At 57.2% G+C, this 20,758-nt stretch carries 21 protein-coding genes and 1 riboswitch; of the genes, 8 read left to right on the top strand and 13 right to left on the bottom strand.

What is annotated here, in order from left to right:
- Window positions 1-10: 10 nt before the first annotated feature.
- A complete protein-coding gene (hisS, locus tag F0155_RS11630) occupies window positions 11-1,477 on the bottom strand; it encodes a histidine--tRNA ligase (protein WP_150524684.1) in 1,467 nt (488 codons plus the stop codon).
- 216 nt (window positions 1,478-1,693) lie between these two features.
- On the opposite strand from hisS, the gene F0155_RS11625 reads away from it, so the two are divergent.
- The 3 genes from F0155_RS11625 to F0155_RS11615 all read left to right on the top strand — a co-directional run bounded on the left by F0155_RS11625 (window position 1,694) and on the right by F0155_RS11615 (window position 5,271).
- Complete coding sequence (locus F0155_RS11625; protein ID WP_150524821.1) at window positions 1,694-2,845, top strand: glycosyltransferase; 1,152 nt, start codon at window positions 1,694-1,696, stop codon at window positions 2,843-2,845.
- Window positions 2,846-2,857: 12 nt separating this feature from the next.
- Window positions 2,858-4,327: an ArnT family glycosyltransferase gene (locus tag F0155_RS11620; protein ID WP_150524683.1), complete on the top strand. Its 1,470-nt coding sequence runs from the start codon at window positions 2,858-2,860 to the stop codon at window positions 4,325-4,327.
- Between the two features lie 146 nt (window positions 4,328-4,473).
- Window positions 4,474-5,271, top strand: coding sequence for a ChbG/HpnK family deacetylase (locus F0155_RS11615; RefSeq protein ID WP_150524682.1), 798 nt, complete (start codon window positions 4,474-4,476; stop codon window positions 5,269-5,271).
- A gap of 6 nt (window positions 5,272-5,277) precedes the next feature.
- Here F0155_RS11615 and F0155_RS11610 read toward each other — a convergent pair whose 3' ends face one another.
- A complete protein-coding gene (locus F0155_RS11610; RefSeq protein WP_150524681.1) occupies window positions 5,278-5,694 on the bottom strand; it encodes an RrF2 family transcriptional regulator in 417 nt (138 codons plus the stop codon).
- 94 nt (window positions 5,695-5,788) lie between these two features.
- Here F0155_RS11610 and F0155_RS11605 point away from each other — a divergent pair, with 94 nt between their 5' ends.
- The 3 genes from F0155_RS11605 (at window position 5,789) to F0155_RS11595 (ending at window position 7,067) form a co-directional block, all read left to right on the top strand.
- Window positions 5,789-6,265 (top strand): group III truncated hemoglobin, encoded by a 477-nt coding sequence (locus F0155_RS11605; protein WP_150524680.1) that lies wholly within the window; start codon window positions 5,789-5,791, stop codon window positions 6,263-6,265.
- The gene (locus F0155_RS11600; protein WP_150524679.1) at window positions 6,258-6,497 is read left to right on the top strand and encodes a hypothetical protein; all 240 of its coding nucleotides are present in this window, start codon (window positions 6,258-6,260) and stop codon (window positions 6,495-6,497) included. The genes F0155_RS11605 and F0155_RS11600 overlap by 8 nt, the downstream gene beginning before the upstream one ends.
- A gap of 210 nt (window positions 6,498-6,707) precedes the next feature.
- Window positions 6,708-7,067, top strand: a complete 360-nt coding sequence (locus F0155_RS11595; RefSeq protein WP_150524820.1) for an acyl-CoA thioesterase — start codon at window positions 6,708-6,710, stop codon at window positions 7,065-7,067.
- Between the two features lie 19 nt (window positions 7,068-7,086).
- On the opposite strand, the gene F0155_RS11590 is transcribed toward F0155_RS11595, so the two are convergent.
- Both F0155_RS11590 and F0155_RS11585 read right to left on the bottom strand, forming a co-directional pair.
- Entirely contained in the window at window positions 7,087-7,389 is a 303-nt protein-coding gene (locus tag F0155_RS11590; protein ID WP_150524678.1) for a hypothetical protein, read from the bottom strand.
- A 43-nt stretch (window positions 7,390-7,432) separates the two neighbouring features.
- Window positions 7,433-7,544: riboswitch (SAM-I-IV-variant riboswitch) on the bottom strand.
- Between the two features lie 102 nt (window positions 7,545-7,646).
- Window positions 7,647-7,859: a SlyX family protein gene (locus tag F0155_RS11585; RefSeq protein WP_150524677.1), complete on the bottom strand. Its 213-nt coding sequence runs from the start codon at window positions 7,857-7,859 to the stop codon at window positions 7,647-7,649.
- Window positions 7,860-8,063: 204 nt separating this feature from the next.
- Here F0155_RS11585 and F0155_RS11580 point away from each other — a divergent pair, with 204 nt between their 5' ends.
- The gene (locus tag F0155_RS11580; RefSeq protein ID WP_150524676.1) at window positions 8,064-8,768 is read left to right on the top strand and encodes a glutathione S-transferase N-terminal domain-containing protein; all 705 of its coding nucleotides are present in this window, start codon (window positions 8,064-8,066) and stop codon (window positions 8,766-8,768) included.
- A gap of 157 nt (window positions 8,769-8,925) precedes the next feature.
- Here the strand turns inward: F0155_RS11580 and groL are convergent, their stop codons facing one another.
- From groL to F0155_RS11555, 5 genes are all read right to left on the bottom strand, one after another.
- A complete protein-coding gene (groL, locus tag F0155_RS11575; RefSeq protein ID WP_150524675.1) occupies window positions 8,926-10,566 on the bottom strand; it encodes a chaperonin GroEL in 1,641 nt (546 codons plus the stop codon).
- A 55-nt stretch (window positions 10,567-10,621) separates the two neighbouring features.
- On the bottom strand, window positions 10,622-10,909 hold the full coding sequence (groES, locus tag F0155_RS11570) for a co-chaperone GroES (RefSeq protein WP_150524674.1): 288 nt from the start codon (window positions 10,907-10,909) through the stop codon (window positions 10,622-10,624).
- A 301-nt stretch (window positions 10,910-11,210) separates the two neighbouring features.
- Entirely contained in the window at window positions 11,211-11,771 is a 561-nt protein-coding gene (locus F0155_RS11565; protein WP_150524673.1) for a hypothetical protein, read from the bottom strand.
- A 110-nt stretch (window positions 11,772-11,881) separates the two neighbouring features.
- Complete coding sequence (locus F0155_RS11560) at window positions 11,882-13,393, bottom strand: sigma-54-dependent transcriptional regulator (protein WP_150524672.1); 1,512 nt, start codon at window positions 13,391-13,393, stop codon at window positions 11,882-11,884.
- A gap of 158 nt (window positions 13,394-13,551) precedes the next feature.
- The gene (locus F0155_RS11555; protein WP_150524671.1) at window positions 13,552-14,382 is read right to left on the bottom strand and encodes a hypothetical protein; all 831 of its coding nucleotides are present in this window, start codon (window positions 14,380-14,382) and stop codon (window positions 13,552-13,554) included.
- A gap of 338 nt (window positions 14,383-14,720) precedes the next feature.
- On the opposite strand from F0155_RS11555, the gene F0155_RS11550 reads away from it, so the two are divergent.
- Window positions 14,721-16,265 (top strand): EAL domain-containing protein, encoded by a 1,545-nt coding sequence (locus F0155_RS11550; protein ID WP_208999242.1) that lies wholly within the window; start codon window positions 14,721-14,723, stop codon window positions 16,263-16,265.
- Window positions 16,266-16,525: 260 nt separating this feature from the next.
- Here F0155_RS11550 and F0155_RS11545 read toward each other — a convergent pair whose 3' ends face one another.
- The 4 genes from F0155_RS11545 to lspA form a co-directional block, all read right to left on the bottom strand.
- The gene (locus F0155_RS11545) at window positions 16,526-17,857 is read right to left on the bottom strand and encodes a M16 family metallopeptidase (RefSeq protein ID WP_150524669.1); all 1,332 of its coding nucleotides are present in this window, start codon (window positions 17,855-17,857) and stop codon (window positions 16,526-16,528) included.
- Between the two features lie 3 nt (window positions 17,858-17,860).
- Complete coding sequence (locus F0155_RS11540) at window positions 17,861-19,294, bottom strand: M16 family metallopeptidase (RefSeq protein WP_150524668.1); 1,434 nt, start codon at window positions 19,292-19,294, stop codon at window positions 17,861-17,863.
- Window positions 19,295-19,482: 188 nt separating this feature from the next.
- Entirely contained in the window at window positions 19,483-20,163 is a 681-nt protein-coding gene (locus F0155_RS11535; protein ID WP_150524667.1) for a hypothetical protein, read from the bottom strand.
- A 62-nt stretch (window positions 20,164-20,225) separates the two neighbouring features.
- The gene (gene lspA, locus F0155_RS11530; RefSeq protein WP_150524666.1) at window positions 20,226-20,756 is read right to left on the bottom strand and encodes a signal peptidase II; all 531 of its coding nucleotides are present in this window, start codon (window positions 20,754-20,756) and stop codon (window positions 20,226-20,228) included.
- Window positions 20,757-20,758: the final 2 nt, after the last annotated feature.

Below are 20,758 nucleotides of genomic sequence, written 5' to 3'. Positions count from 1 at the left end.
CATCCTAATTTTAAGCCTTCTCAGCCTGTGCCCGGTCGTCTGCCTGACTGTCCAACAGGGCGCGCACGGTTTCCACCAGTGCGTCCCGTTTGACGGTCAATTGCGCCGGACGGCTTTCGCGCCAGGTCACGTTGTCGGTGATTTCGGCTGACAGGCGCTTGCCTTCAATCAAGTCCTTCACCTGAATTTCGCCGGCCTCGAATTCGTCGGATCCCTGAATGATCGCAATCGGGCAGTTGCGGCGGTCAGCATATTTCAGCTGGTTGCCGAACTTCTTCCAGTTGCCCTGATACATCTCGGCGCGAATACCGGCCTGCCGAAGCTCCTGAACCATCTTCTGATAGCGGCCAAGAGCTTCTGTATCGCCATCCATGACGGTGACGAGAACCGGCGCGACAACCTCGCTTGTCTGCAGCTTGCCGAGGTTCTTCAGCGCCGTCATCAGGCGGGAGACGCCGATGGAAAAGCCGGTTGCCGGAACATCGCGGCCCGTGAAGCGCTTGACGAGACCGTCATACCGCCCGCCGCCACCAACGGAGCCGAACTGGACGACTTCGCCCTTTTCATTGGTCACATCAAACAGCAACTCGGCCTCGTAGACGGGGCCAGTATAGTATTCCAGACCGCGGACGACGGACGGGTCGATCTTGATGCGGTCGGCTTCGTAGCCACAGGTCGCAAAGATGCCAGCCATCGTGTCGAGCTCAGTCTGGCCTTCGTTATCGAGCTGTGCCTCGCCAGAAATGAAGCCGATGATCTTGTCCTGCGCTTCGACCGGCAGTCCAGCGCCCTTTGTAAAGTCGCCGCTGTCGTCCTTGCGACCTTCGCCAAGCAAAAGACGCACGCCTTCAAGGCCGAACTTGTCCAGCTTGTCGATGGCGCGAAGGACAGTCAGGCGACGCTCGGCGTTTTCTTCGCCGCCAAGGCCGATGGCTTCCAGAACACCGTCGAGAACCTTGCGGTTGTTGACGCGGATCACATATTGGCCCCGTGCCATGCCGAGGGCTTCCATCGTGTCAGCCATCATCATGCACATTTCCGCGTCCGCCTGAACGCCCGGTGCGCCAACCGTGTCGGCGTCAAACTGCATGAACTGGCGGAAGCGGCCCGGCCCCGGCTTTTCGTTCCGGAACACCCAGCCCGCGCGGTAGGTGCGGTAGGGCAGCTGGATCTCGTTGATGTTTTCCGAGACATGACGGGCAAGCGGCGCGGTCAGGTCATAGCGCAGGCTCATCCACTGCTCGTCATCGTCCTGAACGGAAAAGACACCGGCATTCGGGCGATCCGTATCGGGCAGGAACTTGCCAAGGCAGTCTGTGTACTCAAACGCAGGGGTCTCGACCGGGTCAAAACCATACTGCTCGTAAACAGCACGAATCTTGCCGATCATCTCATCCGTCGCGCGGATGTCGTCTGCACTGCGATCCACAAAACCGCGCGGCAGGCGGGCTTTGAGTTTGTTTGGTTTTTTGGCCATGTACCCTGATTTTCCCGGCAAAGTCGTTGCGGAATGAAACGCTTCTTAGCAGAACTGCGGATCAAGCCGAAAGAGTTCCGCGCTGTCCTAGACGAAACGGCCTTCAAGGGCAAGGCAGGCTTGCCTTGCAATTGCCCCAAAGACGGCTATGGTCCGCGCACTTTTGGAAGTTCCCGAAGCTTGATGAAGACCGGGCAAGAAGCAGCAGACGTTCCCATGGATCAGCCGACCGATACCATCACCGCCGCACCGGACAAGGCCGTTAATCAGGGCCTGTCTCAGGCTGCCGAATTGTCCGTAATCCTGCCGACCTTCAACGAGGCGGCAAATATCCCGCTGGTTCTGGAACTCCTGCGAAAGACGCTGGAAGGCGTTCGCTGGGAAGCCATCATCGTTGATGACAATTCACCGGACGGAACGACTGATGTAAGTCGCAAGATCGCGGCGTCCGATCCTCAGGTTCGCGTCATCCGCCGTATTGGCCGCAGAGGCCTTTCAGGAGCCTGCATTGAAGGCATGCTCGCCAGTTCAGCTCCTTTCGTCGCTGTCATGGATGCCGACCTGCAGCATGACGAGACGCTGCTGCCCCAAATGCTGGCAGAACTGCGCTCCGGCAACTATGACCTTGCCGTTGCCAGCCGCAAGGTGGAAGGCGGAACCGTGGGCGAGGGGCTCTCGAAAGTACGCGCCTGGGGCTCCAACATCGCAAATGGCCTTGCCCAGAAGCTTTTGAATGTCTCCCTCACCGACCCGATGAGCGGCTTCTTCATGATCCGCCGCGACAAGGCGGAAGAATTGGCGCCGAAACTCTCCTCGCAAGGGTTCAAGATCCTGCTGGATCTGGTGTCGAGTGCGGGCGGTACGCTGCGGATCAAGGAACTGCCCTTCACCTTCAAGGAGCGCCTTCACGGCGAGAGCAAGCTCGATACGCTGGTGACACTCGACTATTTCGGCCTGCTGATGGCCAAATATTTCGGCAACGTGGTTTCTGTCCGCTTCCTGATGTTCGGTCTGGTTGGAGCCAGCGGTCTCTTCGTTCACCTTCTGGCGCTGAAACTCTTCCTCGATATGGCTGGCCTGGAGTTCAATCTCGCACAGACCGGCGCGTCCTTCGTGGCGATGACGTCCAACTTCTTCCTGAACAATCAGCTCACCTATCGGGATCGGCGTTTGACCGGTCTGGGTGTGATTGTCGGTCTTCTGACCTTTTATGCGGTCTGTTCTGTGGGGGTTCTGGCAAATGTCGGTGTCGCGAACCTGATCTATTCCGATCCGAGCTATTGGTGGTTCGCCGGTGCCGCCGGTGCGATCATGGGCGCAGTCTGGAACTATGCCGCCAGCAGCGCGCTGACCTGGCGCAAGAGCTGACCGGGTCCACGAATGACAAAAGCCATGCCGATCTACCTGCAGCCGCGTTTTCTGGCTGCACTTGTCCTCCTGCTGACTGCGGCAAAGCTGCTTGCTGCCGGGTTCGCCTATTTCGTGGAGGACGAGGCCTATTATCGGCTTTGGGGGCTCTATCCGGCGCTTTCCTATTACGATCACCCGCCGATGATCGGCTGGTGGATCTGGGCGGGGCAGCAGGTCTTTGGAGACACCATTTTTGCCGCCCGTGTGGTGGTGGTTCTCTCTTCCGCCGTTGGCTCGTTTGTCTTGTGGCGGACAGCGCGCATCCTGTTTGACGAAGAGGTTGCAGGATGGGCTGTGCTCTTCTTCAACACCAGCGTTCTGGTCGGTGTCGGCGGCATTCTGGCAACGCCGGATGCTCCATCGGTCTTCTTCTGGGGCTTGAGCCTTTGGACGCTTGCTGAACTCAGCACATCCAGAAACGCCAATTGGTGGCTGGCGATCGGCCTGTTTGCAGGCCTCGGGCTTGCCTCCAAATACTCCGTCCTGTTCCTTGGAGCAGGGATTGTCTTGTGGCTGTTGTGGGTGCCGGAAAACCGCCGCTGGTTCCTGTCCTGGCAGCTTTGGGTTGGCGGGCTGATTGCCATCGCCTGTTTCTCTCCGGTGCTCTACTGGAACCACATTCACGACTGGGCGAGCTTTCACAAGCAGTTTGGCCGGGTCAGCGCCGGTGGCTACACCACGAAATACATCTTCGAGTTCATGGGGGCTGTGCTTGGTCTGGTCAATCCGCTGATTGCCATTCTGGCGATTGCAGGTGCAGGCATCCTTGGAAAGCGGGCGCTTCACAAGGACAACGCCGCTTCCTTGTTGGTGCTCACGGTTCTGCCCTTTGTCCTCTATCTCGCTTACCACTCCCTGACCGCGCGGGTTCAGGGCAATTGGCCCGCTCCCCTGTTTCCGGCCTTCGCCTTGATGGCGGCTCTCTTTGTCGGGGGAAGGGAAGACGGGGCGGTCTGGAAAGGACTCGGACTGGCCGGTGTCGTGGTTGGAGTTCTTGTGGCCGTCATTGTTCAGCTTCACGCTGTGTCGCCATTGACCGGCAGCCTTGCACGCAAGGACTCGACATTCCAGCTGAGGGGCTGGGAAGAGATCGGTCGCAAGCTGGAGCGCATCGCGGTTGATACGGGTGCCAGTTACATTCTTACCACCGGGTACGGGCTCAACGCCCAGCTTGACTATCTCCAGAAGGACAAGCGACCGGTCATTCAGATCACCGAGCGGCTCCGCTATGTGATGATGCCTGATCCGGTGATTGAAGGTGGGCAGGCCTTCGGACTGTATGTCACCGAAGCGCGACGTGACCGGTCCGATCATCTGCGGACCTATTTCGAGCACGTGCATTTGTTTGCAACACTACCTAGGACGGTCGAAGGTGCGTTTCTGGAAGACATTCGGGTCTATGAAGTCGCGGGACTGAAAAAGTCTCCAATCGAGGATTAGTCCTTTTCTGGGCAGCTCGGTGTCAGATCGGTCGTGTGGCCGAACCATATTAAGTATCGATCTATTTCATACGTTGCGTAACCTTGAAACTTCGCTCGCTTTGCGCAAGGAATATAGTTCCGAAAGCAGGGGGGCAGATCGGGGGCATGAAGCGGGTCATTCTCGGAGCGCTGGACTATGGCGTCGCCTTCGGCGTGGACCGCACCTTGCGCGAGTTGCTCGCCGATGGACGCCTGAGCGCCGTCGGGTGTCTGGCGGCAAGCCCTCTTTGGTCGCGAGAATACAAGCCCATGCAGGAAATAGCCGACACTGTCGGCTCCCGGGGGCTGGTCGGTGTAACCATCGCGCTCAGCGGAGACCGGGTAACGCCTGTGAGTGGTCGCATGGTGCAGACTTATGGCGAGACCATGCCGGCGCCTTCCAAATGGGCGAGACGTGCCTTCTTCCGCCTGTTACCGGACGATCTCTTGAGCGAAGAGGTCGAAGCGCAGCTGCAGCGCTTCACGGACCTTATGGAGCGCGAGCCAGACTTCGTTGCAGTCCGTGACGGATTGCTGGCCCATGGTCCGGTAGCCCGACTGGTGATCAAGGCGATCGGGGCTCAGGAGTACCGACAGCCGCCGTCGTTGATTTCACCCGATGGGTCAAGACTGGTGGAGGGCAGGTTGACGCGACTTGCTCGCAAGGCCGGATTGAAGGTGGTGTCAAAAGGGCCTTCAATGCCACCCATCCCCGATGTTGACGTTCTGCAGAATAGGATGAAAAGCCATTTCAACGGCCTTGGTGACATGGCTTTTGTGGCCTCCATCCCCGGAAAGGCGGATGATCGCCTGAGGCGCGAGGAGCCGCGCGAAAAAATCGCGATCCGTGAGGCGCACAGGGAAGTGCTGTCCAGTGGTCAGTTCTTTCAGACGCTGGTGGAGCGGGATATCTACCTGAACTGAGGAAATTCAGGCTTCGACCACTTGTGTGCCGAGCAGGATATCGTCAAGGGTTTGCCGATTGAGGTGATCCAGAAACGCGTCCGCAGCCCCTGCCATCGCATTTTTCAAGGCGCATCTGGGCAGGAAGACGCAAGTCACCGGGCCGTCCTTCAGGCAGGCCACAACACCAAGGTCATTTTCAAAGGAGCGGACAACGTCCCCCAGGCGGATCGTCTTCGGGTCGGCCCTCAGGCGGATGCCGCCGCCGCGGCCGCGCGTTGTCTCGATCAGCTCCAGCTTGGCCAGCTGCGCCACAAGTTTCATCACATGCGACTTTGACAGGTGTAGCGCCTCCGTCAGGAGGTCCACAGTCTGTGGCTCTTTTGTTTGCCCCAGAAAGATGAGGATCCGTAGGGCAAAGTCACTCGCTTGGCTGAGGCGCATGGGTCATCCAAAAAACATTCATATCAAATGTTGATTTTAGGGGTGCGCAATGGCATATAAAAGATGCAAATGAAATGAATGTTTGGAGAGCGCGATGCCCCGCACAGGTATTGCAGGCAATATGACCCCCGATGAACCCGTAAGCCGATTTGAGGTCATCGACCCGCAAACAATCTCGGTTCTGGTGTCGACCTTTTACGCGACTGTTCGCGAACACCAGCGACTTGGAGAAATCTTCAATCGACGCCTGGACGGTCGCTGGGAGGAGCATCTCGGTAAGATGAACCTCTTCTGGCAGTCGGTCCTGCTGAAGAACCGGACCTATTCGGGGCGCCCGGTTCCAGCGCACCAAAAGCAGACGGAGCTGGTCAGCGAGGATTTTACCGAATGGCTGAAAGTGTTCCGAAGCGTCGCGCATGACCTGTTTACGCCTCACTTGGCGCAGGAAATCATCACTTACGCTGAGCGCATTGCCCAAAGTCTCTGGTTTGCGTGCCTTGGAACCGCAGGCGCCAGACTACCGGATGGTTTGGTACAGGATCTCAAGGAAACGGAGCAGGCCAATGCTTGAAGGAATTGTGCTTGTGGCGGAGATCCTCGTGATCTTCTGGTTCGCCGGGTTCCTCACCATGATGACGTCCATGTATCTTGATGGACGATCTCAATCTGTGCCTCCTCTCAAGGGGGCGGGTAGGGTGCTTGTCTCCCATGCCAGGCTCGCCATCATTGTCGGCATAATTTCGGTCATCGGCATGACCCTGTGGGAGGTTGGCAATGCCGTGTCCGCAGGAGGTCTGTCATGAACCGCAAATGGTCGATCTGGACCTATCTTCCGGCCTTCCTGATCTGGGTCGCGGCTCCGATGCCGCTCTGGATAATGGTTGGTATGCTCATATTCTTCTCCTGAATGGCTTTTTCCTGTTTCTGCAAGTCGATATGCTTTGACGAATTGGCAACAGGAGAAATCAGCCTTGACCGATGAAAGCCCTTCGGGAGACCTGACCCTCAGAACCATGGCCATGCCCGCCGACACCAATGCAAATGGTGACATTTTTGGCGGCTGGGTGCTCTCGCAGATGGACCTCGCGGGCGGGATCGCAGCCGGTCAGCGCGCTGCCGGTCGTGTCGTCACAATCGCTGTCGACAAGATGAAGTTCATCCGGCCGGTTCATGTCGGCGATGTGCTGTGCGTCTACTCCAGCATTGCCAAGGTCGGGAACAGCTCGATGGAAATCTGGCTGGAGGCCTGGGCCTTGCGTCATCGTTATGGTCGCCGGGAAAAGGTGACAGAGGCCAAGTTCACCATGGTCGCCATCGATGACGATGGGCGTCCACGCACCGTTCCGCGCGAAGTTCCGCAAAGGCTGGATTAACGCAGGGTATTGCGGGATGTCAGCCGCGCCGCCGCGCCAGCACGTCGGCAAACAGCCGCTCGTCAATTGCATAGCTGCAGCCGTCATTCCAAAGGGCAAGAAGCTCTGAAAGCCGGGTAATCAGCTCCTGTCGGGACAATGGCGGCAGGTTGCCCGGCAGCCCGCCCAGAATTCTCATAGTGTCGAACTTGGCCAGCAGGCAATTTTCTGCGGCCTCGATCCAGCCATCGTCGCCAAGGCTTTGCGCCAGCACCTTATGGGGCTGAAGCGCCTCGTCAAAATCAGTGTCGGGTTCGGCAAAAGCCGCTGCAAATCTAGACATGTAATCCTCCATCGGTTGCCCGAGGAGAACTGGCGCTTGGTAAGGAAAACCGCTTGGTTGCTGGTGCCACTGGCTCAGCCACATCCCGAGTGCGGAGACCACCTTGCCCGGTCGGCAGGTTGGCGAGGGCGCCAGCCCTTCTCTTGATGATGGAGCGCTTATGCCATGCCTTTAAATGAAGCGCAACAGCCACTTGCCCACCCCGCGATTGAAAACGGAACAAACCCGCTTGAATCTTCACCTGCTGCATCTCTCGCCTAATAATGCGGCGGTTTCTGGATCGGCGGGGCGGAAACCGAGTTTTCAATCAAATCCTCGATCTGGTTTGTCATCTGGATGAGCTTGCGGGTCAGCCTGTCTATCTGGCGTCCCTGATCGACAACAACGGCATTCAGCTCATCGATCGTGTGATTGGCATGCGCCAACTCGATTTCCAATGTGTCCAGACGCTCTTCAACGCTCGTCGACATGGCAGGCCTTGTTCGGTGATGGTGGATCCAAAAACAGCCGCTCTATATCACAGCTTTCTCCCTGCGGGGCCTCAAACTGAGCCTGCTGGTAATTCATCGTTATCTTACGATGGTTGAAATTTGCGATGCCGACCTTATGTTCCAGATGCCCGAGCGGCATATTGTGTCTTGCTCAGCCTTCATATCCAGCCCAACAGGAACACCATGTCCTCCCTCGACACTTTCAAGATCACCAAGAAATGGCCCGCCCAACATCCCGATCGTATCCAGCTCTATTCCCTGCCGACGCCCAATGGCATCAAGGTATCGGCCATGCTGGAGGAAACAGGTCTCGCCTATGAGCCACATCTGGTGAATTTCGCGACCAACGATCAGACATCTCCCGAGTTCCTGTCGCTGAACCCGAACAACAAGATCCCGGCGATCATTGACCCCAACGGCCCGAACGGAGCTCCTGTGGCGCTTTGGGAGTCCGGTGCTATCCTGATTTACCTCGCAGACAAATCCGGCCAGTTCCTCGCCAGGGAAGGCGCGGAACGCTACGAGACGATCCAGTGGCTCATGTGGCAAATGGGCGGCTTTGGCCCGATGGCCGGCCAGCTTGGCTTCTTTCACAAGTTTGCGGGCAAGGAATACGAAGACCGCCGTCCGTTTGAACGCTACCGGGACGAGGTAAAGCGTCTTCTGGGTGTTCTGGACCAGCGCCTTGAGGACAGGGACTTCATCATGGGGGCAGACTATACAATCGCCGACATGGCGTCCTGGCCATGGGTTCGCACGATCCAGGGTTTCTATGAAGCCTCGGAGCATGTCGATCTCGGAAGCCGGAAAAACGTCCTGCGCTGGTTTGAAGTTTGTGCGTCGCGCCCGGCCAGTGAAAAGGCCGTCAATATTCCCAGTCGGGACTGACCTTGCCTTGACGACTGAAATTGAAAGGCGGCTTGAAAGCCGCCTTTTTCATAGGACCAAGCAGAACAAATTTCCGATTTATGCCGCCAAACAAAAAGGGCGACCCGAAGGCCGCCCTTTCCTCAAAGCGTAAGCATTGGGCTGCTTTATGGGCTTCTTAGAAGCCCATGCCGCCCATGCCGCCCATGTCGCCGCCCGGCATTGCCGGACCGTCTTTTTTCGGCAGTTCAGCAACCATGGCTTCGGTGGTGATCAGGAGACCGGCAACGGAAGCTGCGTCCTGCAGGGCAGTACGAACAACCTTGGTCGGGTCAATGATACCAGCTTCGATCATGTTGACGAACTGTTCGGTCTGAGCGTTGAAGCCGAAAGTGACGTCGTCGTTTTCCTGGATCTTGCCAACAACGATGGAGCCTTCGACACCAGCGTTTTCAGCGATCTGGCGGATCGGAGCTTCCAGAGCACGCAGAACGATCTTGATGCCAGCAGCGATATCCGGGTTATCGGACTTCAGCTGGGCAACAGCCTTCTTGGCGCGCAGGAGAGCGGTGCCACCACCCGGTACGATGCCTTCTTCAACCGCAGCGCGGGTTGCGTTCAGGGCGTCGTCAACGCGGTCCTTCTTTTCCTTCACTTCGATTTCTGTCGCACCGCCAACGCGGATCACGGCAACACCGCCAGCGAGCTTTGCAAGGCGCTCTTGCAGCTTCTCGCGGTCGTAATCGGAAGTGGTTTCTTCGATCTGGGCCTTGATCTGGGCAACGCGGCCTTCGATGTCGGCCTTCTCGCCGGCACCATCAACAATGGTGGTGTTTTCCTTGGTGATGGAAACCTTCTCGGCGGTGCCGAGCATGTCGAGGGTGACGTTCTCGAGCTTGATACCGAGGTCTTCGGAGATCACCGTGCCGCCGGTCAGGATCGCGATGTCTTCGAGCATTGCTTTGCGGCGGTCGCCGAAGCCCGGAGCCTTGACAGCAGCAATCTTCAGGCCGCCGCGCAGCTTGTTGACAACGAGAGTTGCCAGAGCTTCGCCTTCAACATCTTCAGCGATGATGAGCAGCGGACGGGAAGACTGAACAACAGCTTCGAGGATCGGAAGCATGGCCTGAAGGTTGGACAGCTTCTTCTCGTGCAGGAGGATGAACGGCTTTTCGAGGTCAGCCAGCATCTTCTCGGTGTTGGTCACGAAGTACGGAGACAGGTAACCACGGTCGAACTGCATGCCTTCCACGACTTCCAGTTCGGTTTCCAGAGACTTGGCTTCCTCGACGGTGATGACACCTTCGTTGCCAACCTTCTGCATGGCTTCGGCAATGTCCTTGCCAACCTGCTCGTCGCCGTTGGCGGAGATGGTGCCAACCTGAGCAACTTCTGCAGACGTGGTGATCGGCTTGGAAGCAGCTTCCAGGGCCTTGACAGCTTCAGCAGCAGCAAGGTCAACGCCGCGCTTCAGGTCCATCGGGTTCATGCCGGCTGCAACAGCCTTGGCGCCTTCGATGACGATGGACTGAGCCAGAACGGTTGCAGTGGTCGTGCCGTCGCCTGCAATGTCGTTGGTCTTGGAGGCAACTTCACGCACCATCTGTGCGCCCATGTTCTCGAACTTGTCTTCCAGTTCGATTTCCTTGGCAACGGAAACACCGTCCTTGGTGATGCGCGGTGCGCCAAAGGCCTTGTCGAGAACAACGTTACGGCCTTTCGGGCCGAGGGTTACCTTAACAGCGTTTGCGAGTGTGTTGACACCACGGATCATGCGATCACGGGCATCAGCGGAGAACTTTACGTCCTTAGCAGCCATTTTCTCGTCTCACTTATCTTGAATTGGAACTTTGAATTGACAAAAGGGGAGCCGATTAGGCGATCACACCCATGATGTCGGATTCCTTCATGATCAGCAGGTCTTCACCGTTGATCTTGACTTCGGTGCCGGACCACTTGCCGAACAGAACGCGGTCGCCTTCTTTGACATCGATCGGGATCAGCTCGCCAGAGTCCTTGCGAGCGCCGTTGCCAACAGCAACAACTTCGCCTTCCTGCGGCTTTTCCTTAGCGGTGTCCGGAATGATGATGCCGCCAGCGGTCTTCTCTTCGGAACCTACGCGGCGAACAACGACACGATCGTGCAGCGGACGAAATGCCATTTGACTGTATCCTCTCATGGGCACGCCCCACACCATTATAGGCAGCGTGCGAAGCATGATGATATGGGTTCAAAACCACGGGCCTCTGCCCGTCGTTGTTAGCACTCCCTTGTGGCGAGTGCTAACGGCCTTGGATTTATGAACCGTGAGGGGCTTTGTCAATGGTCGGAAACGACAATTTCCGACTCTGGGCGCTTGATTTCGTCACGAAAGGCGATCTGGCGGTTTTTATGATGTTCCAGCCATCGGAAAACCGGCCTAAGGGGCAGAAATCTTGTCGCTGCCACCTGGCTGAAGTCCGTTATTGAGCGGGAGCTTCCACGACAGAAAACGGCAGGTTGATCGTCCCCGACTTGCCGCCGATCGTGTCATTGAATTCCACTTCAAGCGCGTAGGTGCCTGACGGCAGACCGGAGAACTGGAAACTCAAGGACGTGGAGAGTTCGCGGGAGGCGCTGCGTATCTTTTTGGAAAAGGATGCGAAATCTGCGCTCTCGGCCAAAACCTGTCCAGTTGGGTTCAAAAGGCGGAAATTTGCGGACAATGCGTAGCTGAAGGTGCCGTCCTGTTCCGAAATCGCATAGGCAACCGGTTCGGCGTAAACGTGAAGCATCTCATCTGCAGCGAATTCCGAACCATCGCGGGGTTCGTATTGGCCATATCCACCTGCCGGCGCCGTAACGAACAGCGTCTTTGAGAAGCCAAGGGGCGCTGCCTCCCAAGCCGCAGTTGCAGCTTCGGTCGCCTCGGTCAAGGCCGCAGCAGGAGCTGCGAAAGAAGGTGTGGTTGCGGTCTCGGCAAAGGCAAGAGTTGTGCTGGCGCCCAACGCCAGAAGTCCCAAAAACAAGTTCTTGTAGCCCATTGCCCAGCCCACCTTGCCCCACCCCGGGTTAGACAGGGTGCGGAATCATGATCTTAGTTCTTCAAGGCGGTATAGACTGGCTTTTCCGGAGAAACAAGAAAATGCTTGAGTTATTGTAGATGCGCGAGGGGTTCCAGTGTCCGGGACTCCCAAGACTGTCTTTTTCTATAAATCGTCGACGGGCTTATTTCGAGCGCGGCAGCAGCCATGGCAATGTTGCCGTTAAATGCATTCAGCGCGTCTTCTATTATTCTCTTTTCTTGCGCCCACAGCGGCTCGATCGTTCCGAACGGTCGTTGGACAGCTGTCGGCCGGGCACGCTCGCGGGAGATATCGATGAGCGAATGGGACGCGCGTGCGGAGGCATCTCTGATGATCAGCGGCAGCATCTCGAAGGTGATGGATGTTCCGTCATTCATCACGACGATCTGGCGGATCGTATTTTCCAGCTGGCGCACGTTTCCGGGCCAGTGATAGCTGGCCAGTCTTGTTTCCGCATCTGCATCAAATCCCCGGAACCCGCGCCCCTCTTCGGCGGAATATCTCAAAAGGAAAGAGGTTGCCAAGGGGACAATGTCATCCCGGCGCTCACGCAGCGGTGGAAGCTGAATGGGTAGAACATGCAGGCGGTAATAGAGGTCCTCGCGGAAGCGGCCTGCGGAGATTTCCGCCAAAGGGTCGCGGTTTGTCGCACAGATGATGCGGGCATCGACCTTGCGAGAAACCGTATCACCCAGCCGCTGAAAGGTCCCTGTCTGCAGGAAACGCAACAGCTTGCTCTGCAGCATCAGATCCATTTCGCCGATTTCATCGAGAAACAGCGTGCCACCGGCAGCCTGTTCTGCTGCGCCCGCACGATTGTCGGTAGCCCCGGTGAACGCGCCGCGCACATAACCGAAAATCTCGCTTTCAATGAGATCTCGTGGAATGGCAGCACAGTTCAGGGTGACGAAGGGCTTACCCTGACGATCTGACAGATCGTGAATTGCATTGGCGCAAAGCTCCTTGCCCGTGCCGGACTCGCCGGTGATGAACACAGGGGCCTGAGACGGAGCCATGCGCTTGATCTGCTCGAAAACCCGCTGGATCGCCGCAGAGGAGCCAATGAGTTTGGACAGTCCAAGAACTTCCTCAGAGTCGCCGTTGTCACTCGCAGCTTCACCGATGAGGCCGGAGCTGTCGGTGGCGCGAGCGGAACTGATAGCAGTGAGAAGATCGGACTTGAGGGTAGGGCGTTGGTCGAGCTGGAAAGACACCTTGCTTGCCAGAGCGTCCAGAGAGAAGGGCTTTGTCAGGAAGTCATGAGCACCGGCGCGCATCGCCGAGACTGCACGAGATACCGAACCTTGCGAGGAAACCGCGATAATCACAGCTGTGGGGCATCTGACGGCGAAGGGTTCCAAACCTTCGTCACTGCCCACCGTCTCCAGATCAAGAATGAGAACGTCGGTCGTTTTCCCGGCGAGATCCTGAAGGCATCTGTGTGACTCGGTGTAAATGACCGGTTCAGAGCATTCCAGAGCAAGCTTGGCACTGACTGCGGCTGTGCGGTTGGCCTCGGAGTGGGAGGCATCCAGAACACGAACTTTGACGGGTCTTCCTTGACCCAAATTACTTCCCATTTCTGGGCATCCCCCGTCGCTCAAGCAGCATTATCGAGAATCGAAGCGGTCGACTAACTGCCTGATTATTGCGCCGAACAGGGTAAACAAAGGGTTGTCATTCGCAATTTGGCAAAAGCAAATGACAACCCGAAAATGTCAAAAAATGGCGGAATTCCTTAGATTCTTCCGATTACGAACCCAAGCAAAAAACTCGCAAGACATGCGATCGAAACGATGTGTCGATGCAGAAATGCTTCGATGCCTGGACGATTTTCCGCTTGGCGGGCAATTGTTTGTCCAGAGTGATTTGCCGGTTCTTCACAAACAGTATCTGTGGTTGCGAGTGATTCTTGCCGTGCATCCCCTGCGAGAACTGACAATGTCTCAGTCTTCTGGGAGATGGTTACAAGACCATCGCGCAAGCTGATGTCTGGCACGTAACTTCCCTTGGGGATGGTTATGCGCAAGTCTTCTGCAGCGCCGCTGCCTTCGTAGAAGTCGCTGAGGCGGCGGCGCAGGCGCGCTGCTTCCACCCGGACAATCGGATCGGTGACCGGATTGAAGGACGGGTCGCGTCCGAGCGCTTCGACAGCGATTGTGTAACCCTTGATTTCCTCGACACGGTCATCGAGGACGGCGCAAACCACGTAGTTCAGAAAAGCGCGCAGCTGCGGAACCGACTTGAACTCAGCACTGGCGAGAATGCTCTTCAGCGCATTTCGAACGGCTTCATTGTCGGGTTTTGCGTCTTCTGACTCTTCGGAAGCCGGGCTCGCATTTCTGCGATCTACCGGGACATTGGCCCATGGCCGGGTTGCCGAGTTCCGGCGATCACCCTGACTTGGGTCCCAGGGCTTGTCAGCAGATGGGCCTGATTGGACGGTTGTTTCGCCCTTGGCGTCTGGAATAGAAGAAGTGGTCTTCTCGAATTCTGTGTCCGGCAATGGAATGGACTCAGATCCGGCTCGTTTTTGAGGTAGGTGAATGACGTGCCCAGCCTTGGTCATTTTATTAGCCCCCCTTTATAATTACGTCGGGATTACCAAGCGCAAACGAAGATAGACCGTTAACATAACGTTAATGCACCAAGCGTTGATTGAAAAGGGTAAATCGCGGTTGTATTTGCAAACAGAGTAAATAAACCCGACGTTCTTGGTATGGACATCGTCATTTTTATCGAAGAAGGGCTTATTGTCGGGGACAAATCAACCATTCCCGGCCAGAATGCCGCTGCAGAGTCGGAACCTGCAATTGTTTAAGGCATTATTAATGCTGGCAATCTGATTCGTGGCGAAAGTGCTGAGTGACGATGGGGCGCACCGCGACCATTTTTATTGTAATTTGTATGGGCATCATCGCAGCCTCCATTGCGGCTATCATGATGTTCCAGTTCGCTCGACCGTTCGGTGAAGCAGCGTCCCTTTCGCTCGCCCTCCTGTGTACGATGGTTGTCGTTCACCTCCTGATTGGCCGCAGCCGGGACCGCAGCGCGGTTGGAGAGGCCGTAGACCGTCTGGAAGACAGGTTGGCAGATCTTGATGAGGACATGGGCAATCTGGAAGGCCGCCTGACCGGCGTCGAGACGACCTTCCCGCGCAAGACCCGATCCGAAATCGACCCGCTGTTCGCCGAAGTGGAAGTTCTTGGCACCTTGGTCAAACAGATGGCCGAAGCCATGGCCGATCTTGAAACCCGCATGGACGAGCAGCCTGCCTTGCCTCCGGCGCAGACCGCGCCGCAGCTTTCCTACCGGGAGCCGCAGGCCTTCCCGCCACAACAACAGCCCCAGCGCGGTCTTGAGCATCATCGTCCGCGGCATGACGAGGCAACCTATGGCCCGGGCCACGGGCGCGGCGGGTCCGACTATTCGGAGCAGCCGTATCGGGGCGGGGGCGCGGAGCCGCGCCAGGACTTTGCGGCGGATCGCTCGCGATATGACAATGGGGTGCCTCACTCGGAGGATCGGGCAGGGCCGCGCCTCCAGCCTCAATCTCCCCGAGACCGGGGTCACCGCGACCCGATGGCCGATCGGTCAGATGATTTCGGAGCGCCGCCGGTAAGAGCGCCTGAGCCGAGTGCACCGAGAAAACCTGCTCCTGATCCCGCCATGCGGGAACTTATTCATTCTGCGCTGAATGCAAATCGTGTTGAACTGCACCTGCAGCCGATTGTGACCCTGCCGCAGCGCCAGGTTCGTTTCTATGAAGCTTTCACACGTCTGCGGGACTCGCAGGGCGAGCTGATCGAAGCGTCTGTGTTCCTGCCAGAGGCCATTCGCTCAGGCCTGATAGCCCGCATCGACAATCTGCTTCTGTTCCGGTCCGTTCAGGTCATTCGTCGACTGACCTCGCGAAACCGGAACTCGGCGCTGTTTTGCAACATCTCTGCGCTGTCGCTGGTGGATGACACGTTCTTTCCCGGTTTTCTGGAGTTCGTCTCCAACAACCGGAATTTCGCAGATGTGCTGATTTTCGAGTTCCGTCAGACCGATGTTGCGGAAATGGGTGCCCTTGAGCTGGAGAGCCTCCGGGCCCTGTCCGATCTCGGCTTCCACTTCTCCATCGACGGCATCACCGACATGAAGATGGATTTCCGCACCCTTGCGCAGCAGGGCTTCAAATACGCCAAGCTGCATGCGGATTATCTGATCGGACGCCGTGATGCGCATCACGGTCATATCCATCCGTCCGATTTTGGCGACCTTCTCCATCGCTACGGCATGGAACTGATCCCGAACCATGTAGAGACAGAATCCCAGGTTCTTGAGCTGCTGGATTTCGACGTTTCGCTGGCGCAGGGAAACCTGTTTTCTCCGCCGCGCCCGGTCCGTGCCGAAGTGTTGCAGGGCGCTCCGGCCCCCGCGCCGCGCAGGCAGCGGGCTGCAGAATAGTCGGTGCGTCCGAGATCCCTCGGACAGAGCCAGACAGAAGTTTACGCGAGACCATAAAAAAGGCGGCTGGAACAGCCGCCTTTTTCGTATCTATGTAGCTTGAAAGAGTCTGGAGCGTTTTCAGGCGAAGTGAAACGGTTCGCCGTAAGTCAAGTAAGAAGGTGCCGGACGTGTTTCAGGTGTCGTCCTGCTGATCAGAGGGGGCGGTGCATGCTGGAGCGAACCTTATCTGTATTTGCCCCAGCAATTCCCTTCAGAGCTTACTGTCCCTGCGCAGGACCAACGGTGACAATCGTCGGCGTCTTGTCCGCGAGCAGGCGTTTGGCAACACGCTGGACGTCTTCCAGTGTTACCGCTTCGACCAACGAGTTTCTGATCTCGAAATAGTCGATGCCCAGATCACTGTTCTGCAGTCCAACCAACTGGCTGGCGATCTTGCCTGAGCTGTCGAAACGCAGTGCATAGGAGCCCGTCAGGAACTTCTTGGCGCTCTCCAGCTCGTCCTGTGTCGGTCCTTCGCTCGCCATTTTTTCCAACTGGGCCTGAATGACGCTGATGGCTTCGTCGGCGCGATCAGGACGTGTCGAAGCTGAGCCCATCAAGAGCGCCGTGTGGTCATATGGAGCCAGATAGGTGCCGACACTGTAGGTCAAACCGCGCTTTTCTCTCACTTCGTCATAGAGCCACGATGTGAATGTGCCGCCACCTAGAATATGGTTCATCACGAAGGCTGTCAGGAAGTCGGGATCATCCTGTTTCAGCCCTTCAAACGCGAACAGGATCGTAGTCTGCGGCACATCAAATGCACTGACAATCCGTTCGCCGATGACCGGGGTAACGTCCGGTACGGGAACAAGGTCTGCTTTGGCGGGCAGTTCGCCAAAGGTCTTGTCCAGCAAACCGGCCAGCGTGGCAGCGTCAATTGCACCCACCACACCGACACGCAGGCCATCTCTTGCCAGGATCTTGCTCCGCAAGTCTTCCAGCTCGTTCTTGCCGAGCAAAGGCAGGCTCTCTTCCGTGCCGCCACTCTCGCGGGCATAGGTGTGCCCTGGATAAAGGCTCTCGACCAGAGCGCGGCCTGCAATGGCGTCTGGCTCTTGCGTCTGACGCCGAATACCGGTCAGCATCTGGGCCTTGATGCGCTCCAGATCTTCCGGATCAAATCGGGGGCTGGACAGAGACAGGCGCAGAAGGTCGAAGGCTTCGTCTCGCGTTGGGGTCAGGGTGCGAAGGTTGCCGTAAAAATGATCCCGGTCCGCGCTGAAGCTGATCGAAATGGCAAGTTCTTCCATTTTTGTCTTGAAGGCAGCAGACGGGAGGTCACCCGCGCCCTCATCCAGCGTGGAGGACAAAAGCCGGGTCAGTCCTTCCTGTCCCTCGGGGTCCTGCGCAGTTCCCCCTGCGAAGGAGAAATTCGCGGCAATCATGGGAACCGTGTGATCCTCCACCAGCCAGGCCTCAATTCCTCCGGGGCTGAGCACACGCTGAACCTCAACCGCATTGGCAAGCGGTGTGAACAGCACAAGGGCAAACAGGCCAAGCAGCAAGCTTGCTGCCGCATGCCGAGTTTCTCTTGAAAGAACGGTCATGGATCAGGACTTCTTTTCGGCTTGGTCGTTATCGGGTTTGCGCAGGTATCCGATGACCGGATCCCTGACCAGATAGGTTTTGGCAACGGACATCACGTCATCCGCTGTCACCTCCTGAATGCGCTTGGGCCAGGATTGAACATCCTTGACCGTGAGACCCGTGGTGAGTGCGGTCCCGAAAATGCGGGCAAGCGAGCTTTGGCTGTCCTGAGCGTAGATTGTCGAGGCGATCATGCTGTGCTTGGCCCGGGCAAGCTCTTCTTCCGAAATGCCACCATCCAAAAGGTCATCGATGACCGCATTGACCTGGCGTTCGATGTCCTCAAGAGAAACGTCCGGGCGAGGAGAGGCATAAATACCGAACTGGCCGTGGTCGAGCGCTGTACTCTGATAGTAGCTCCCTGCGCCAAGGGCTGTCTTCTGGTCAAGCACAAGAGCCTTGTAGAGACGGCTGTTTGAGGTGCCGCCAAGAATGTAGGACAACAGTTCCAGTGCTTCTGCTTCCCGCTCCGCGGCAGTAGCATCGCTCGGCACCAGCCTTATCTGCGACATCTGTTCCTGAGTGACGCGCGGATCCTGAAGTTCGGTCCGCCTCAACCCGGCAAGCGGGGGTTCAGCCGGGCGGCTGCGGACGCCGGGCTCGGCCCGACGCGGCACCTTGCCATAGGTGTTGCGGGCCATGTCCAGAACCTCGTCAGGTTCAACATCTCCTGCAACGACAAGGATTGCATTGTTGGGTGTGTAGAAACGATCATAGAAGGCGAGCGCTGCCTCCTTATTGAGCGCTTCGATCTCGCTTCGCCATCCGATGATCGGGGAGCCGTAAGGATGGTTCACGAAGGTAATGGCGCTCAAGGCTTCACCCAGCCGGGCTCCTGGTTCGGTGTCGACCCTGGACCGGCGCTCCTCAAGCACGACGTCGCGCTCCGGCTTGACCACCTCGTCGGTCAGGATGAGATTGTGCATGCGGTCTGCTTCCATCTCCATCATCAGGGCGAGGTGTTCCTTACCGACTTTCTGGAAATAGGCCGTGTAATCGGCGCTCGTGAAGGCATTTTCCTGGCCGCCAATCTCCGCAACGGTCTTTGAAAACTCGCCGTCCGGGTGTTTTGTCGTGCCCTTGAACATCAGATGCTCGAGAAAATGGGCAACTCCAGACTGTCCTTCGGGTTCATCGGCAGCGCCAACCTTGTACCAGATCATATGTGTGGCCACGGGAGCCCGGTGATCCGGGATGACAACGATCTGAAGTCCGTTATCAAGTGTGAACTGCCGAAGGTCGGGAGCAAATTCCAGTGCCGCGACATCGAAAAGGCTAGGGGTGCTTGTATCCCTTGCAAAGGCTGCATTCGGTGATAACGCAAAGCCGGTGAGGGCGAGCGCCAGACCGAAGGCCGTACTTGTTCTGGAAAGGGATTGGGGGAGGCAAAACTGCATCTGTCCTCGCTTGTGCGAATACGATGTTGAAAGAGGAGAACAACCTGTCTTCCAGATATAGGGCGATTTGGGGACGAGCCTGCATTAAATGTTTGTCATTTGCCCATCAAAGCGGCCAAGGCAGTCCGCCAACAAAAAAGGCTCCCGAATAGGGAGCCCTTCGAATCTCGATTATCAGGCGGATTGGACTACCTGCGGCACTCACCGCCGGTCTCTTCAAGGCAGCGCATATCGACAAGATTGTTGTCGAGCGCCGACTTTTCGCCCTTTTGCTTCTCAACCTTGATGATGTTGGGCATCGGGGCGTCTGGAGACGGCTCGTTATAGGCGGTTGGCGGATCAATCAGGTATTGCCGCCGCAGGCTATTGGCGGTGTCGATCTCGGTTGTCACCTGCTTGTGGCCGCTCTTCAATTCCTCGCGGGTCATGACCGCACCTTCGATGAGCTCGGCTTCGCGCTTGTCACGCGCGGTGTCCTGCTTTGAAGAAACGCCGCTGATGGTGAAACCGCGCATCTGCTCGGAAGACAGGCGCTCGTTGCCGGTGGTCGACTTGGCATAGACCTTCTTCAGGTCCTCGAACTCCTGATTCACTTCCTTGGTTGGCCAGTTGGTCTGCTGGTTTGCAGCAACTGCCGTTTCAGGTGCAGGCAGGGCATCCATTTTCGACGGCATGGCGAGTGGTGCTCGCGGCTTGTAGTCGATCGGCTTTTCATTCGGGTCGACCGCGCCAAGCCCTGTCATGATACTGTTGACCAGCGCCGTGTCAGGTGCCTGGGACGTTCCATCTGCCGCCTGACAGGCCGCCAGTCCGAGGCAGGCGAGCATCAGAACGACGTTCTTGATTGTCTTTATCTCGGTCCGCAGCACCGCAGACTCCCTTACTTTTTACTCTTCACGACCATGGCCTTACCATGGATTGCAATGAAACGCTATTTTACGGCGGAATTGGGACTGCGAAAGAAGCTGTCGATCAAAAGACCGATCACACCTGCGACAATCCAGACATCGGCAAGATTGAAGACATACCAGGAAAAGTCTCCGACATGGAAATAGACAAAGTCCACCACCGCACCGTGGTAGACACGATCAATGCCATTTCCAAGCGCCCCACCAATGATGAGTGCTAAGGCAAGGCCGACAAACCGGTCATGAATTCGCACGGACCAGACCCAAAGGGCAACCGTTGCGACAATGGTCAGTCCAGCCAGCAACCAGCGACCGAGATCGTTATATTGCTGGAACAGGCCGTAGGAGATGCCCCGGTTCCAGACCAGCACAATGTCGAGCACCGGCAGAAGGCGATAGGGGCCTGTGTTGCCGAGATCCACCGAATAGAGCAGCCAGAGCTTGCTGCCCTGATCCAGCACGAGACCGATCAGGGCAACGATCAGGACAAGCCCGCTCACGGGGCCCCAGACCCAGCCTTTCGAGCCGGGTCCGGTTGGGTCGGAAGTGTTCACCT

Origin of the sequence: Roseibium sediminis (genome assembly GCF_008711325.1) — a bacterium.
Classification (GTDB): domain Bacteria; phylum Pseudomonadota; class Alphaproteobacteria; order Rhizobiales; family Stappiaceae; genus Roseibium; species Roseibium sediminis.
The sequence above is the reverse complement of the archived record's forward strand: the minus strand, read 5'-3'. Positions and strand labels throughout refer to the sequence as shown.

Excerpts from the sequence above, each read along its gene's own strand:
- F0155_RS11620 (WP_150524683.1), top strand. The coding sequence starts at position 2,858 with ATGACAAAAGCCATGCCGATCTACCTGCAGCCGCGTTTTCTGGCTGCA.
- F0155_RS11540 (WP_150524668.1), bottom strand. The coding sequence starts at position 19,294 with ATGCAGTTTTGCCTCCCCCAATCCCTTTCCAGAACAAGTACGGCCTTC.
- F0155_RS11555 (WP_150524671.1), bottom strand. The coding sequence starts at position 14,382 with ATGACCAAGGCTGGGCACGTCATTCACCTACCTCAAAAACGAGCCGGA.
- F0155_RS11545 (WP_150524669.1), bottom strand. The coding sequence starts at position 17,857 with ATGACCGTTCTTTCAAGAGAAACTCGGCATGCGGCAGCAAGCTTGCTG.
- F0155_RS11595 (WP_150524820.1), top strand. The coding sequence starts at position 6,708 with ATGGCCATGCCCGCCGACACCAATGCAAATGGTGACATTTTTGGCGGC.
- F0155_RS11610 (WP_150524681.1), bottom strand. The coding sequence starts at position 5,694 with ATGCGCCTCAGCCAAGCGAGTGACTTTGCCCTACGGATCCTCATCTTT.
- F0155_RS11605 (WP_150524680.1), top strand. The coding sequence starts at position 5,789 with ATGCCCCGCACAGGTATTGCAGGCAATATGACCCCCGATGAACCCGTA.
- F0155_RS11550 (WP_208999242.1), top strand. The coding sequence starts at position 14,721 with ATGGGCATCATCGCAGCCTCCATTGCGGCTATCATGATGTTCCAGTTC.
- F0155_RS11585 (WP_150524677.1), bottom strand. The coding sequence starts at position 7,859 with ATGTCGACGAGCGTTGAAGAGCGTCTGGACACATTGGAAATCGAGTTG.
- F0155_RS11565 (WP_150524673.1), bottom strand. The coding sequence starts at position 11,771 with ATGGGCTACAAGAACTTGTTTTTGGGACTTCTGGCGTTGGGCGCCAGC.
- F0155_RS11600 (WP_150524679.1), top strand. The coding sequence starts at position 6,258 with ATGCTTGAAGGAATTGTGCTTGTGGCGGAGATCCTCGTGATCTTCTGG.
- groES (WP_150524674.1), bottom strand. The coding sequence starts at position 10,909 with ATGGCATTTCGTCCGCTGCACGATCGTGTCGTTGTTCGCCGCGTAGGT.
- F0155_RS11560 (WP_150524672.1), bottom strand. The coding sequence starts at position 13,393 with ATGGGAAGTAATTTGGGTCAAGGAAGACCCGTCAAAGTTCGTGTTCTG.
- hisS (WP_150524684.1), bottom strand. The coding sequence starts at position 1,477 with ATGGCCAAAAAACCAAACAAACTCAAAGCCCGCCTGCCGCGCGGTTTT.
- F0155_RS11580 (WP_150524676.1), top strand. The coding sequence starts at position 8,064 with ATGTCCTCCCTCGACACTTTCAAGATCACCAAGAAATGGCCCGCCCAA.
- F0155_RS11590 (WP_150524678.1), bottom strand. The coding sequence starts at position 7,389 with ATGTCTAGATTTGCAGCGGCTTTTGCCGAACCCGACACTGATTTTGAC.
- F0155_RS11615 (WP_150524682.1), top strand. The coding sequence starts at position 4,474 with ATGAAGCGGGTCATTCTCGGAGCGCTGGACTATGGCGTCGCCTTCGGC.
- F0155_RS11625 (WP_150524821.1), top strand. The coding sequence starts at position 1,694 with ATGGATCAGCCGACCGATACCATCACCGCCGCACCGGACAAGGCCGTT.
- groL (WP_150524675.1), bottom strand. The coding sequence starts at position 10,566 with ATGGCTGCTAAGGACGTAAAGTTCTCCGCTGATGCCCGTGATCGCATG.